We start from the raw sequence: 13,689 nt of genomic DNA, 5'->3' as shown, positions 1-13,689 counted from the left end.
GAGCTTTATGTTTATTTGTGCTTTAGTGATTTCTCCCGTGCAAGCAGGCTACGATCGTAATCAGGCTGTGCCGGTCGAAAAAGTCCTCTATGGCGATATCAACTCGGTACGCAATATCACCGAAACCCAATTGATTGAAGACAGAAACCAAGGTTGGAAAACCTTTGGCGGCGCCTTAGCGGGCGGGGTGATTGGCCATCAATTTGGTGGCGGCTCAGGCCAAGATATCGCGACCGTATTGGGGGCCTTGATTGGCGCTGGTGTTGGTAATCGCTATGGCAGTGGCACCACAGTACAATCACTTAAGCTAGTGGAGCTGATGATCACTCAGGAAGATGGCACGCAAGTCATGGTGATCCAAGATTATGATCCTGGCATGGTATTCAATGCGGGGGATAGGGTACGTGTGGTGTACCTGCAAGGTGGGGTTCGCGTTGATTTAGCCATGTGATACAGTACGAACTTAAGCGTAACTGCCTATAATCAATAAAAAAGTGTAAACGGTGATGGAATGACACGGACAGAACTAACCCAATATTTAGCCGATTTCTTACGCGTATCGGCCTTTAAAGATTACGCCCCGAATGGGTTACAGGTTGAAGGGAAAGCAGAGATCCGCACCATAGTGACAGGTGTCACGGCGTGCCAAGCGTTAATTGATGAAGCGATCCGCCTAAAAGCCGATGCGATTTTGGTTCACCATGGCTTTTTCTGGAAGAGTGAACCTGAGGTGATCACCGGCATGAAGCAGCGCCGGATCAAAGCCTTACTCGCCCATGATATCAACTTGTTCGGCTATCACTTGCCCTTAGATGCTCATCCTATGCTGGGTAACAATGCTACACTCGGCCGTAAACTTGGGATCCTCGATGCCGAAGCGGTTGAAGATGTGGCGCAGGGGCTCGTGTGGCGTGGTAAACTGGATTTACCCGTCAGTGCCAGTGAATTTGCCGCAACCTTAGGTGAAGTGCTTGGCAGAACGCCATTGCATATTGGTGAAAGCTCGGATGAAATCCAGCACTTAGCTTGGTGTACAGGTGGCGCTCAGGATTATATCGATATTGCCGCAAGCCTTGGGGTCGATGCGTTTATCAGTGGCGAAGTGTCCGAGCGGACGTTCCACAGTGCGGTGGAGCAGGGTATTCACTATTATGCTGCGGGTCACCATGCGACCGAGCGTTTTGGTATTGAGGCGCTGGGGCGTCATCTCGCCCGCGAATTTAATTTAGTGCACCATTTTGTGGATATTGCTAACCCTGTTTAATGACGTTGTCTTATCGACATTCAGCAAATGAAAGGCGAGCCATGCTCGCCTTTGTCTTATATAAATTAACCCTAAGTTCAAATCAGCCTAAGTTTGAATAAGCCTCAGTTTAAATAAGCCCAAGGGTCGACAGAATAAAAATGCCTAAGGTGCAGGTGAGCAGTGAGCAAACTGTGGTGAGGGCGATAATATTGGCGGCTAGGGTGGCATTTCCCCCCATGGCCCGCGCCATCACATAACTTGCCGCCGCCGTGGGCGCGGCGCTCATCAAAAACACTAAGGCCAGTTCCACACCGCGATAGCCAAGTATCAAGGCACCTAGGGTGATAAACAGCGGGGCAAAGATCAGTTTTAAGGCGGTCGAGAACCAAGTGGAATACTTCTCATGTCTGAGCGAGCCAATATCCAGTGAGCCGCCAGTGCACAGCAGTGCTAAGGGGAGCGTCATATTGGCAAAGTACTGTCCAGCGTCTAGAACCATTTTAGGTACGGGGATCGCCAGCAGATAAAACAGTATGCCGAGCATAATGGCAATGATCAGCGGGTTTTTAGTGATGGTTTTAATGATCACCGAAAAGGCGCGGCGGCTCGATTCTTCTCCCCGCGGGCTTAAACAAATCACGGCTTGGATATTGTAGAGCAGTGTCATGGATGCCACATAAACGGCTGCTAAAGCTACTCCCGATTCGCCATAGGCATTAGAGACATAGGCTAGGCCGATAATGGCGGTATTGGCTCTAAATCCCCCTTGAATGATGACGCCTTGATCTTTTGGCTCAGGGAAAAATCGTTTCGTCGCGTAGGTCGAGAGAAGAAAAAACAGTAAGTTGGCTAATAATCCATAACCGATTAACGGCGCACTGCCGGCAAGATCGTGGTGCGAGCTAATTATGCTGAGAAACAACAGCGCGGGCAGAGTGACATTAAAAACCAGCTTAGAGGCGACATCAATAAAGTGCTCATCAATCACTTGGGTGCGTTTAAGCATCACGCCTAAGGCTAACATTAAACAGATGGGACCGGTTATTGAAGCAGAAAACAACAACTGCTCAATGATATTGCCCATAACTTCTCCTCGAAAATTCCATAATGCGTTGTCGCTAAAAACAGTGCGGCTTAACGATTACAAAAGTGATTACAACTCAGCCATGACTACTTAGTGATAGCGGTCTATTCACGCTGAACTATTACGGTTTAGTCGTTACCTCTAATCCATCGCCGACTAGATAGAGCGATTTTAACCATAGTCATTTAGATAAATTTAGCTAAAGTCACTTAACCACAGTCACTTAGCCACAGGCGCGATAGTGTCGCACAGTGAGTCGCTTGTCGAGATCGCATCAACTTACACTTCCAGAAAAGCGTAACGGGATGTTTTTACCAACAAATAAGGCCGCATTAAATGCGGCCTTATGTCGATTTAGCTGTAGCTTGACTCGTGTTTAGTCTAGCTTACTTCACACGCATGCCAGGTTGTGCGCCTTCGTGGGGTTCTAAAATCCACAAATCGCTACCACCAGGGCCTGCTGCCAGTACCATGCCTTCTGACATGCCAAAACGCATCTTACGTGGCGCAAGGTTGGCGACCATCACAGTCAACTTACCTTCGAGATCCTCAGGCGAGTAGGCCGATTTAATGCCTGCAAATACCTGACGGGTCTCGCCGCCGATATCCAATTGCAGTTTTAACAGTTTGTCGGCTTCGGCCACATGCTCGGCTTTGACGATTCGCGCAATACGCAGATCGATTTTAGCGAAATCTTCAAAGTTGATGGTGTCGCTAATCGGATCAGTCGCCAATGGGCCCTTAGGTGCTTCTGGCTCGCTCGTGGCTTGCAGGTTTTCTTTAGAGTCGGCCACCATAGCGTTAACCTTGTCTAATTCAACACGTTGCATCATGGCTTTGAACGGTGCAATTTCGTGTCCCGCCATATCTTGACCCAAGCTATCCCAAGTTAAGGTCTGTTGGAAGAAGGCTTCAACGTCCTGGGCTAAACGTGGCAACACAGGTTTTAAGTAAGTGACCAGAATGCGGAACAGGTTCAGAGCATTCGAGCACACTTGGTGCGCAGCTTCCTGTTGATCGTCATGCTTCACTAACTGCCAAGGCGCTGCGTCGGCGACAAAACCGTTGGCGATATCGGCCAGTGCCATGATTTCGCGCATCGCTTTACCGTATTCGCGGGTTTCATAGAACTCGGCGATTTGCTCTTGCTTAGCTAAAAACGCATCCGTGAGCGTAGTGTCGGCAATCTTGGCCAACTTGCCATCGAAACGCTTAGTGATAAAGCCCGCGGTGCGAGACGCAAGGTTAACCAGCTTACCCACTAAGTCTGAGTTTACGCGTTGTACGAAGTCTTCTAAATTCAGATCGAGATCGTCGATACGGCTGCTCAGTTTGGCGGCGTAGTAGTAGCGTAAGTATTCAGGATCTAAGTGGTCTAAATAGGTGCGCGCCTTAATAAAGGTACCCTTAGATTTAGACATCTTAGCGCCGTTTACTGTCACATAACCGTGGGCGTAGACGCTGTTAGGTTGACGGTAGCCCGAGCCATGGAGCATCGCAGGCCAGAACAGGCTGTGGAAGTAAACGATGTCTTTACCGATAAAATGGTAAACTTCGGCCTTAGAGTCTTTAGCCCAAAATTCGTCAAAGCTCAGCTCTGGACGTTTGTCACAGAGGTTTTTGAATGAGCCCATATAGCCGATAGGCGCATCTAACCATACGTAGAAGTATTTGCCCGGTGCATCTGGGATCTCAAAACCAAAGTAAGGCGCATCGCGGGTGATGTCCCATTGCTGCAGACCCTGTTCGAACCATTCGTCGAGTTTGTTGGCCATTTCGGTTTGCAGTGCCCCCGAGCGAGTCCACTCTTTAAGCATGTCTTCGAAGGCGGGTAAGTCGAAGAAGAAGTGCTCAGTGTCCTTCATCACAGGCGTCGCGCCAGAGACGGCTGACTTAGGGTTAATCAGCTCAGTTGGGCTGTAAGTTGCGCCGCAGGCATCACAGTTATCGCCGTACTGATCCGGTGACTTACACTTAGGACAGGTGCCTTTGACGAAGCGGTCTGGCAGGAACATCGACTTTTCAGGGTCAAATAATTGCGAAATGCTCTTGCTCTTGATATAGCCATTAGCGCGCAGTTTTAAGTAAATATCGCTCGCCAGCACGCGGTTTTCTTCACTATGGGTGCTGTGATAATTATCGAAGGCGATATTAAAATCGGCGAAATCCTGCTGATGCTCTTTGTTGACTTGAGCGATCATTTCTTCAGGCGCCATGCCTAATTGCTGCGCCTTGAGCATAATCGGGGTGCCGTGGGCATCGTCAGCACAAATATAGTGGCACTCATGTCCACGAAGTTTTTGATAACGCGACCAGATATCCGTCTGGATGTATTCCAGCATGTGACCTAAATGAATCGGTCCGTTCGCGTAGGGAAGTGCGCTGGTCACGAGAATTTTACGTTGTGAAGTTGCCATCTTGTCTCAAATATCGTGGTGGGCCAAAAATAATGGTAGAGATACTAACCGATTACAGGATGATTTTCATCAAAACCTGAGTCGATTGGGTTAAATCTGCGCTAATGTTTTTGTCATTATCTGGTACACTTGGGCAAATTTATTGGTGGGGGTAATTCTTTTGTCTTCAACTCAAACTGATTATCGTTTAAGTGACGATCTTCTCGGGCCCGTTCTGGCCATTCTCGATGCATATATCGACCCGTACTTAGCGAAGGGGTTAGTGAGCGCAGGATGCGTGAATAAATTGGCGATTGAAGGTAAGCGTTTGCAGCTTGGCTTAGTCTATCCATACCCTTGCATGACCCAATACCGTGATACTGTCATGGCAATCACCAACAAACTCGCTGTGCTGGATGCCATCGATGAGGTTGAGTGTGAAATCGATTTTCAACCTAAGATGTATTCGGCGATTGCTTCTATCGCACCGATTGCCAATGTGAAGCAAGTGATTGCTGTCGCGTCCGGCAAAGGCGGTGTGGGTAAATCAACCACGGCGGTCAATCTTGCTTTAGCACTGGCCGCTGAGGGCGCACAGGTTGGTATTTTAGATGCCGATATTTATGGTCCTTCCGTCCCATTAATGCTTGGGATCCCCAACTTCAGGCCCGTTTCCCTCGATGGTAAACACATGAGCGCCGCCAGTGCCCATGGTATTGCCGCCCAATCGATTGGGTTTATGTTAAGTGGTGATGAAGCCGCAGTATGGCGTGGTCCTATGGCGGCGGGCGCGCTTGCGCAGCTGCTCAATGAAACCCAGTGGCCAGAGCTAGACTATTTAGTCGTCGATATGCCACCGGGCACGGGTGATATTCAATTAACCCTGTCGCAAAAAGTGCCAGTGAGTGGCGCGGTGATTGTGACCACGCCGCAGGACATCGCTCTCGCCGATGCCAAGAAAGGCATCACCATGTTCCAGAAAGTGAATATCCCCGTCCTCGGGATTGTTGAGAATATGAGTTTCCATTTATGCCCTGAGTGTGGTCATAAAGAACACCCATTTGGTACGCACGGTGGCAGTAAAATGGCCGAGCGTTATCAAGTTCCTCTGTTAGGCGCCTTACCGCTGCACATCAATATCCGTGAAGCCATGGATGTGGGTGCGCCGACGGTTGTGGCCGAGCCTGACAGTGAAGTGGCGGCACTTTATCGGGAAATTGCCCGTAAAGTGGGCGCCGAATTGGCTCTCAAACAGAGCCAAAAAACAGTTTCTATTAGCGTATCAGATGACGAGTAAGGTTTAAGGGTATGAATTCTCAGCAGTGTGTCATTATTGCAATTGCTGGCGCGTCAGCATCGGGCAAGAGTTTAATTGCCAAGACGATTTTTGACGAACTTCGCCGCGATTTAGGCACAGATCAGATTGGGGTAATTAACGAAGACGCGTACTACCGCGATCAGAGTCATTTATCCATGGATGAGCGTGTGTTAACCAACTACGACCATCCCAAGGCGTTAGACCATCAGCTGCTATGCACGCACTTGCAGTTGCTAAAGTCTGGCGAAGCTGTTGATATTCCTTGCTATAGCTATACCGAACATACGCGTATGGCCGAAACCGTGAAAATGACACCGAAAAAAGTGATCATTTTAGAAGGCATTCTGCTGTTAACAGATCCTAAATTGCGCGAATTGATGGATGCGAGCGTGTTTATGGATACGCCGCTGGACATTTGCTTCCTACGCCGTTTAACTCGCGATGTGGCTGAGCGTGGCCGTACTATGGAGTCAGTGATTTCACAGTACAAGAAGACCGTTCGTCCTATGTTCCTGCAATTTATTGAACCTTCAAAACAATACGCTGATATTATCGTGCCTCGCGGCGGTAAGAACCGTATCGCGACCGATATTTTGAAGACTCGTATTCAACATTTACTGGCAAAATAACGATTAAAACTCAGGGAGTAAAAGGCAAGATGCGCTTAACCGATATCGAAATTGAACAGGCCCTTGATAACGGCACTATTGTGATTGAACCTCGCCCGAGCAACGATGCGATTTCCGGCGTGAGTGTCGATGTGCGATTAGGGGGGCAATTTCGCGTCTTTAAAGATCATACCGCGCCTTTTATCGACCTGAGTGGTCCGAGTGTTGAAGTACAGGCAGCGCTCGACCGGGTGATGAGCGAAATCATCGAAATCCCTGACGGCGAAGCTTTCTTCCTCCATCCCGGTGAATTGGCGCTTGCCGTGACCTATGAAAGCGTGACGCTGCCTGCCGATATCGTCGGTTGGCTCGATGGACGCTCTTCACTGGCGCGTTTAGGCCTGATGGTGCATGTCACTGCGCACCGGATTGATCCGGGTTGGCAGGGTAAAATTGTGCTCGAGTTTTATAACAGTGGTAAGTTGCCTTTAGCGCTGCGTCCACGGATGACCATTGGCGCGTTAAACTTTGAACGTTTAAGCGGCCCAGTGGCACGTCCTTATAACAAGCGTAAAAACGCTAAGTATAAAGATCAGCAAGATGCGGTTGCCAGCCGTATCAGTCAGGACTAATACCTTTGATTTGGGTGAATGGGGTTTCACAGGCCAGCATCGCTCCCATGGACAGAGGGCTAGCCTATGGTGACGGCCTATTTGCCACGATGCGAACCGATTCGCATGGCATTTTGTTTTTTGAGCAGCATCAAGCGCGTTTAACTGCTGGCGCTGCACGGCTAGGGTTTGACTGGCAAATGAGTCAAGCCCTAAGCCAACAACTCGATATTCTCGCCGAACAGTATCCGCAGCACTGTATTAAATTGATGCTCACGCGAGGTGTGGGTGGCCGTGGCTATGCACCGCCTGAGCAAGTGCAGGTGAGTGAAGTCGTCTCTGTTCATCCTATTCCGCCCCATTATGCCTTGTGGCAGCAACAGGGTATTCGGCTTGCAACCTCAGCGGTTCGTTTAGGGCATCAACCCTTATTGGCGGGGATAAAGCATTTAAATCGGCTCGAGCAAGTGTTGATCAAGTCCCAGCCTTTGCCACAGGGATATGACGATTGGCTGGTGCTGGATTGTGCAGGACAGGTGATTGAGTCTTCGATGGCGAATATCTTTTTTGTCAAAGGCAATCAAGTGATTACCCCATCGTTGGACAGCTGCGGTGTCGCGGGTGTGATGCGCGAGCAAGTTATGTTAGCCTTACTTGCACAGCAGATGAATATCGATTGTTTGCCGTTTGGCGCCGAGCGTTTAGTGGAGTTTGACTCGGCATTTATCACTAACAGCGTCTTAGGCGTAGTGGATGTGCTGGCGATTGACTCGCACACTTTTACTCCTTCTCCTTTGACAGCAGATCTTAGACAAACACTTTCACTCTCACTATGAAAAAAATCATTCTGATCGCAAGTTCTACTTTGTTGACCTTGCTGACCTTAGCTTGTTTGGTTGGTTATTGGGGCTATCGAACGATTATTGATTACAGCCAAACCCCCTTAGTCCTAACCGAAGCCAAAGAATTAACCATTGCCCGTGGCACCAGCGTGCATCAATTAGCGCAGCAGTTAGAAACCGATGGTGTTATCCAAGATAAATGGAAACTCAAATGGTTACTGAGATTGCGCCCAGAGCTGGCGAAGATCCGTACCGGTCTTTATGAGATGTCTCCTTCGCAGTCGATTGCCGACTTACTCAACGATTTAGTGAATGGCAAGGTGAAAACCTTCAGCCTGACCTTAGTCGAAGGTAAAACCATTGCCGAGTGGGAACAACAACTTGCGAGTGCGCCGCACTTACAGTTGTCTCCCGAAGTCTTTAGTGCGGTATTGATGGAGCAGGGCGATGATTCGGCGTTGCCCGAAGGTAAATTCTTCCCCGATACTTATCATTACACCGCCGATAGTGATGCTAAGACGCTGCTCACCCAAAGTTATAAGATGATGGAGCTGGAGCTTGCCAAAGCATGGGCGGAGCGTGTGCCCGGTTTACCACTCAAATCGCCCTACCAGATGCTGATCTTGGCCTCGATTGTTGAGAAAGAAACTGGCCAAGCCTTCGAGCGCGATCAAATCGCTGGTGTGTTTATCAATCGACTCAATCTGGGGATGAAGCTGCAAACCGATCCAACGGTGATTTACGGCATGGGGGACAGATTTAAAGGCAATATCACCCGTAAAGATCTCGTGGAAGAGACTCCCTTTAACACCTATCGGATTTTCGGGCTACCGCCAACGCCGATTGCTGCGCCGAGTAAGGCCTCATTGCAGGCGGTGTCTAAACCTGCCCAGGTCAGTTATTTGTATTTTGTGTCGCGCAACGATGGCACCCATGTGTTTTCTACCACCTTGGAAGAGCATAACCGTGCCGTCGATATTTATCAGAGAAAGAAAAAATGACCCAAGCATCCGCCAAATTCATCGTTGTTGAAGGACTGGAAGGCGCAGGCAAATCGAGTGCGATTGCCCTGATTCGCGATTTTATTGAAAAGCACACCGGCCTTGCTCCCGTCTGCACACGCGAGCCAGGCGGTACGCCGCTGGCCGAGCGCATTCGTGACTTAGTAAAAATTGCCGACCCAAGCGATCCTCTGTGTGATGAGTCCGAATGTTTATTGATCTACGCCGCCAGAGCTCAGCTCGTCGCCAATGTGATCAAACCTGCGCTGGCAGAAGGTAATTGGGTGTTAGGGGATAGGCATAATTTGTCATCCTTGGCTTACCAAGGCGGTGGACGCGGCTTAATGCCCTTAGTCGAAGCCGTGAGTAACGCGACACTTAAAGGCTTCAAACCCGATTTAACCCTCTATCTTGACCTTGATCCTAAGCTTGGGCTGCAACGCGCGGCAAAGCGGGGCGAGCTTGATAGGATCGAGCAACAAGCCATTGACTTTTTTGAACGGGCGCGCGCAACTTACCTCAAACTTGCCAGCGAGGATGAGCGGATTGTCGTCATCGATGCCAGCCAAACCATGGCTGAAGTGCATAAAGATATTCTCGCCGTGTTACAGGCGATGGCATGGTAGCGCAAAGCGGATTTGATGTTTTAACCCTGCCTTGGCTCGATGCGTCAAGACAGGCGTTTTTAACCCAGTTACAAACCCAAAAAGTCCCCCATGCCCAGCTAGTGGGTATCGATTCCGCCTATGGCGGTGAACTGCTGAGCGTGTTTATGGCGCGCGCCGCCATGTGTTCACAACCCACTCCCACTGGCGGATGCGGTTTTTGTAAGTCCTGCCAGTTATTTGATGCGGGTAATCACCCCGATTTTTATCAAATTGAGGCAGATGGCCATCAAATCAAAGTCGATCAAATCCGTGAACTTTGTACTCGCCTGAGTTCAACTGCTCAACAGAGCGGTCGGCGCGTTGCCATCATTCACCACAGCGAACGCCTTAACTCAGCCTCGGCCAATGCGCTACTTAAGACGCTTGAAGAGCCGGGCAAAGACACTTTACTGCTATTACATTCCGATACGCCCGCGCGTTTGATGGCGACGATCAGCAGTCGTTGCCAGCGGCTTCCCTTTGTGGCGCCGTCTAAGATATTGATCAAAAACTGGTTAATTCAGCAGTGTCAGATCCAAGAAGATGTGACTTGGTGCTTGAGTGTAGTCGGCGGCCCATTAAAGTTGGCCGAAAGTTTGCTAAAAGATGGGACACAACCGAGTCGCTATCAAACTTTGTTAGGTTTTCGCAAAGATTGGGCGCAAAGTTTGTCGTCAGGCCATCTGTGTGCTAGTTTGTTAACGATAAGTGAACAACAAATCATTGATGCTCTTAAGGTTTTATACTTACTCCTGAGACAAATTTTATTGAAGTACGGCGACCAAGATGCGTTTGTTCAAGCGCAAATAGGGAACTTGGCGGCGAAAATCATGGGAATGTGTCATAGCTTAAGTGCAATGCCGACTGTCAATTATTTGGGCTTGTGTCAAAGTTATGTCTTAGAATATAGAGAAATAACAAATAAGTAACATGCCATGGTCGATCTTGTCGTAAATTTTGATACCTTACATCAGCTGTACCGCGCCTATATGCCGTTTATCAAACCGGCAGGGCTGTTTGTCGCCACGGGGGAAGCTCACTACCTCGGCGAGACCTTAACCATTGCCTATCGTTTGCCAGGGGCTACCACCTCAAACGAGTTTCGTGGGGTAGTCGTTTGGATTAATCCCTTAGGGGCATCGGGCGGCCGTCCTGCAGGGATTGGGATTAAAATCGTTTCAGATCCCGACAGCCATAAACACCATATCGAAAAACTCTTATCCCGAGAGCTCGCTTCGGGCGACTTAACCTGCACTATGTAATTTCTGTTGTGCTTAGCTAGGGCCTACACTGAGTATTTAGTGCTGAGTGAGCCTTAGCGGAATTTGACCTCGATCCCATCGCTGAGTATCCTTGTGCTCCTTTTTTGTTTCTGTGTGTGGAAATTGCTGTGCTTATCGATTCACATTGCCATCTCGATCGCCTGAAAGCGGCGCCCGATCAACAAACCTTAGAACTCATCCTCGCCAACGCTAAGGCGCGCGGTGTCGACTATATGCTCTGTGTCAATGTGCGCCAACAGGGATTCGAGTCGATGCGTGACAAGGTTGCAGCTTTCGAGCAGGTGTTTTTATCTTCGGGAGTGCATCCGCTGGATGTGAAAGACGGCCTCGATGTTGAGCAAATTCGCCGTTTTGCGATGGATCCGAAAGTGGTGGCCATTGGTGAAACCGGCTTAGATTATTTTTATGCCGATGAGACCAAAGCCCTGCAACAACAATGTTTTGAGCAACAAATTGCCTTAGCCCTTGAAGTCAATAAGCCACTGATTGTGCATACCCGTGATGCCAGCGAAGACACCATCAACATGCTCAAAGCGGGGCAGGCGGACAAAGTCGGTGGCGTGTAGCATTGATTCACGGAAAACTCGTAAATGTCCAAGGCGGCGATTGACTTAGGTTTTTATATTTCCGTCTCCGGCATTGTGACCTTTAAAAATGCCGGAGAGTTAAGAACCGTGATCCGCAAAGTGCCGAAAGAGCGTTTATTGGTGGAAACCGATTCGCCTTATCTTGCGCCTATTCCACACCGTGGACAGGAGAATCAACCCGCCTATGTGCGTGATGTGGCTGAATTTGTGGCAGAGCTGCGCGGAGAGCGTTACGAGGAGCTTGCCGAGTACACCAGTGAGAACTTCTTTAACTTGTTTAAGGATGCGGCCCGTTTAATAGGCCGATAAGAGGTGTAACTCTTGCTTGCGCCTTGTGAGTAAAGTGGCAGTCGGTAAAGCTTGCTCCATAAAGCTAACACTTAATAGCTTAATTTGATTAGGCGTCAGCCCATAAAAAAAGGCCCAAAACGATTCCAACTGTTTGGGCCTAGGGGAATGGCTCGTTGAAGAGCCGTGCGCTACAGATGAAAGCGCCATGCAGTGCGCTTTACAATAGACTCAGTGTAGTTGAGTTTAATGTGAGTGACACTTTCTCCGCCCCGTTTTTTAGGTTATTTCTCGCTAAAAAATCGCCGATTTATAACCATTATGCCTGTGGTGGTAGCAATAGGACTTTATCTTTTACTAAGTCTCTGGGCAGGCTGTTTTTTAATTTATAGCCTAAATGTTTAGCCATGCCTAAAGGCGCACCGCCATAACAGACAATCACTTCGCCTTGAGCTTTGCCCGCCGTATCGAGGGGAATATCTCGTCCCATCAAATACTCTTTCGCCTGCTCATCGCTAATGTCGACGACTTTAGCGCTATTTTGTGCCCCGGCTTTAAGCGCTTTACCCGCAAGCGCAATAATCGCCTCATGGCGGACTTTAAAGCCATGTTTACTGTGGTCGGCAAGCTTCACCCCAATCCGCTGAAAGCGCATTTTGCCAATAAAGTATCTAAATTCATGGGGGAAGAGCCAAAACTCATCGTCACGCACCATAATGAGATCATCGGGCAGTTCGATACCCAGATCATCGGCAAAATAGGCTTGAATGGCTTTGGCTTGTTTGGCACTCGCCTCCGTAAAGGGGAAATTCTTTTGTAATTTAGGCTCAGGTTGCAGGCGGGGCACGGAGCGGGTTTTAGTCAACTTAGCGACAAAAAAGCCTTCACTGTCGTAAATTTGCGGCCAAACGTGCAAAAAGCCTTCTGGCGTAGTGGCTTTTTCAGCGCCATCAAACAATTGGCTTAAGGACTCAAATTGCACCGCATCGCCATAGGTTAGCTGTAAATATTCGCACACGCCTTGGTTTTCGTGCCGATTGAGGGTGCAAGTGGAATACACCAAACTGCCGCCCGGTTTTAAGGCTAAAAATGCGGATTCGATTAACGCCTTTTGGGTTTCGCTAATTTCGATCACTTCATCGAGGGACCAAGATTTTAACGCGTCCGCATCTTTACGAACTGTGCCTTCACCACCGCAAGGGGCATCAATTAATACCGCATCAAAACTTTCATACAGATACTCGCCAAATACTCGTCCATCGAAGTGGGTTAGGGCGCAGTGACTTGCGCCCATGCGCAGCACGTTGGCATGGAGCACTTTGACGCGGCTAGCGGAATATTCATTGGCGACTAATAAGCCTTGATTATTCATTAACGCCGCCATTTGAGTGGTTTTAGAACCGGGCGCCGAGGCTAAATCTAATACACATTGCCAATCCGCATTTGGGGTAAATAGTGCTGTAGGGGGCAGCATGGAGCTGGCTTCTTGGATATAGAACAACCCCTGAATATGCTCTAGGGCGTTGCCGAGCTGTTCTTCTTCATCGTAGCTTATCCAGAAACCATCAGCACACCAAGGAATGGGTTCAAAGATCCACCCTTTAGGTTGCATCAAACGCTTAAAGTCTTCACTGCTGATCTTTAAGGTGTTGACGCGAATTGAGCGACGTAGTGGTCTCGAACAGGCCGCGATAAAATCATCCATTGAGAGATGGGTGGGCAGTTCTTGGGCAATAGTATTGATAAAATTTTGATTTAATTGAACCATAACGGGATTA

At 48.9% G+C, this 13,689-nt stretch carries 13 protein-coding genes and 1 pseudogene; 11 read left to right on the top strand and 3 right to left on the bottom strand.

The features are described 5' to 3' along the window. Positions 1–451 (top strand): glycine zipper 2TM domain-containing protein (locus ACK5NH_RS16515; protein WP_416921835.1); only part of this gene is annotated, 451 nt, incomplete at its 5' end. Between the two features lie 60 nt (positions 452–511). Beyond that, the gene (locus ACK5NH_RS16510) at positions 512–1,264 is read left to right on the top strand and encodes a Nif3-like dinuclear metal center hexameric protein (protein WP_088211605.1); all 753 of its coding nucleotides are present in this window, start codon (positions 512–514) and stop codon (positions 1,262–1,264) included. Positions 1,265–1,373: 109 nt separating this feature from the next. Here the strand turns inward: ACK5NH_RS16510 and ACK5NH_RS16505 are convergent, their stop codons facing one another. Together ACK5NH_RS16505 and metG are read right to left on the bottom strand one after the other, a co-directional pair. Next, a complete protein-coding gene (locus ACK5NH_RS16505) occupies positions 1,374–2,330 on the bottom strand; it encodes an AEC family transporter (RefSeq protein ID WP_416921833.1) in 957 nt (318 codons plus the stop codon). A gap of 386 nt (positions 2,331–2,716) precedes the next feature. After that, positions 2,717–4,747: a methionine--tRNA ligase gene (gene metG, locus ACK5NH_RS16500; protein WP_416921831.1), complete on the bottom strand. Its 2,031-nt coding sequence runs from the start codon at positions 4,745–4,747 to the stop codon at positions 2,717–2,719. Positions 4,748–4,907: 160 nt separating this feature from the next. Here metG and apbC point away from each other — a divergent pair, with 160 nt between their 5' ends. The 9 genes and pseudogenes from apbC (at position 4,908) to ACK5NH_RS16455 (ending at position 11,932) form a co-directional block, all read left to right on the top strand. Continuing rightward, entirely contained in the window at positions 4,908–6,023 is a 1,116-nt protein-coding gene (apbC, locus tag ACK5NH_RS16495) for an iron-sulfur cluster carrier protein ApbC (RefSeq protein ID WP_416921829.1), read from the top strand. Between the two features lie 11 nt (positions 6,024–6,034). Next, positions 6,035–6,673 (top strand): uridine kinase, encoded by a 639-nt coding sequence (udk, locus tag ACK5NH_RS16490; protein WP_011072566.1) that lies wholly within the window; start codon positions 6,035–6,037, stop codon positions 6,671–6,673. A 29-nt stretch (positions 6,674–6,702) separates the two neighbouring features. Then, positions 6,703–7,284, top strand: a complete 582-nt coding sequence (gene dcd, locus ACK5NH_RS16485) for a dCTP deaminase (protein ID WP_416921826.1) — start codon at positions 6,703–6,705, stop codon at positions 7,282–7,284. Between the two features lie 5 nt (positions 7,285–7,289). Next, entirely contained in the window at positions 7,290–8,099 is an 810-nt protein-coding gene (gene pabC / locus ACK5NH_RS16480) for an aminodeoxychorismate lyase (protein WP_416921824.1), read from the top strand. Further along, the gene (gene mltG, locus ACK5NH_RS16475; RefSeq protein ID WP_416921822.1) at positions 8,096–9,106 is read left to right on the top strand and encodes an endolytic transglycosylase MltG; all 1,011 of its coding nucleotides are present in this window, start codon (positions 8,096–8,098) and stop codon (positions 9,104–9,106) included. The genes pabC and mltG overlap by 4 nt, the downstream gene beginning before the upstream one ends. Next, on the top strand, positions 9,103–9,732 hold the full coding sequence (gene tmk, locus ACK5NH_RS16470) for a dTMP kinase (RefSeq protein ID WP_416921820.1): 630 nt from the start codon (positions 9,103–9,105) through the stop codon (positions 9,730–9,732). Before mltG ends, tmk begins: the two co-directional genes overlap by 4 nt. Then, positions 9,726–10,682: a DNA polymerase III subunit delta' gene (holB, locus tag ACK5NH_RS16465; protein WP_416921818.1), complete on the top strand. Its 957-nt coding sequence runs from the start codon at positions 9,726–9,728 to the stop codon at positions 10,680–10,682. The genes tmk and holB overlap by 7 nt, the downstream gene beginning before the upstream one ends. 6 nt (positions 10,683–10,688) lie before the next feature. Continuing rightward, positions 10,689–11,015 carry a PilZ domain-containing protein gene (locus tag ACK5NH_RS16460; protein ID WP_416921816.1) on the top strand — a complete coding sequence of 109 codons (327 nt, stop codon included), beginning with the start codon at positions 10,689–10,691 and terminating at the stop codon, positions 11,013–11,015. Positions 11,016–11,143: 128 nt separating this feature from the next. Beyond that, a pseudogene (locus tag ACK5NH_RS16455) lies at positions 11,144–11,932 on the top strand (TatD family hydrolase). 298 nt (positions 11,933–12,230) lie between these two features. On the opposite strand, the gene rsmF reads toward ACK5NH_RS16455, so the two are convergent. After that, the gene (gene rsmF / locus ACK5NH_RS16450) at positions 12,231–13,679 is read right to left on the bottom strand and encodes a 16S rRNA (cytosine(1407)-C(5))-methyltransferase RsmF (RefSeq protein ID WP_416921839.1); all 1,449 of its coding nucleotides are present in this window, start codon (positions 13,677–13,679) and stop codon (positions 12,231–12,233) included. Between the last annotated feature and the right edge of the window lie 10 nt (positions 13,680–13,689).

Origin of the sequence: Shewanella sp., from assembly GCF_047975355.1 — a bacterium.
Classification (GTDB): Bacteria; Pseudomonadota; Gammaproteobacteria; order Enterobacterales; family Shewanellaceae; genus Shewanella.
Note: the sequence above shows the minus strand (reverse complement) of the source record. Positions and strands in the feature narration are given on the sequence as shown.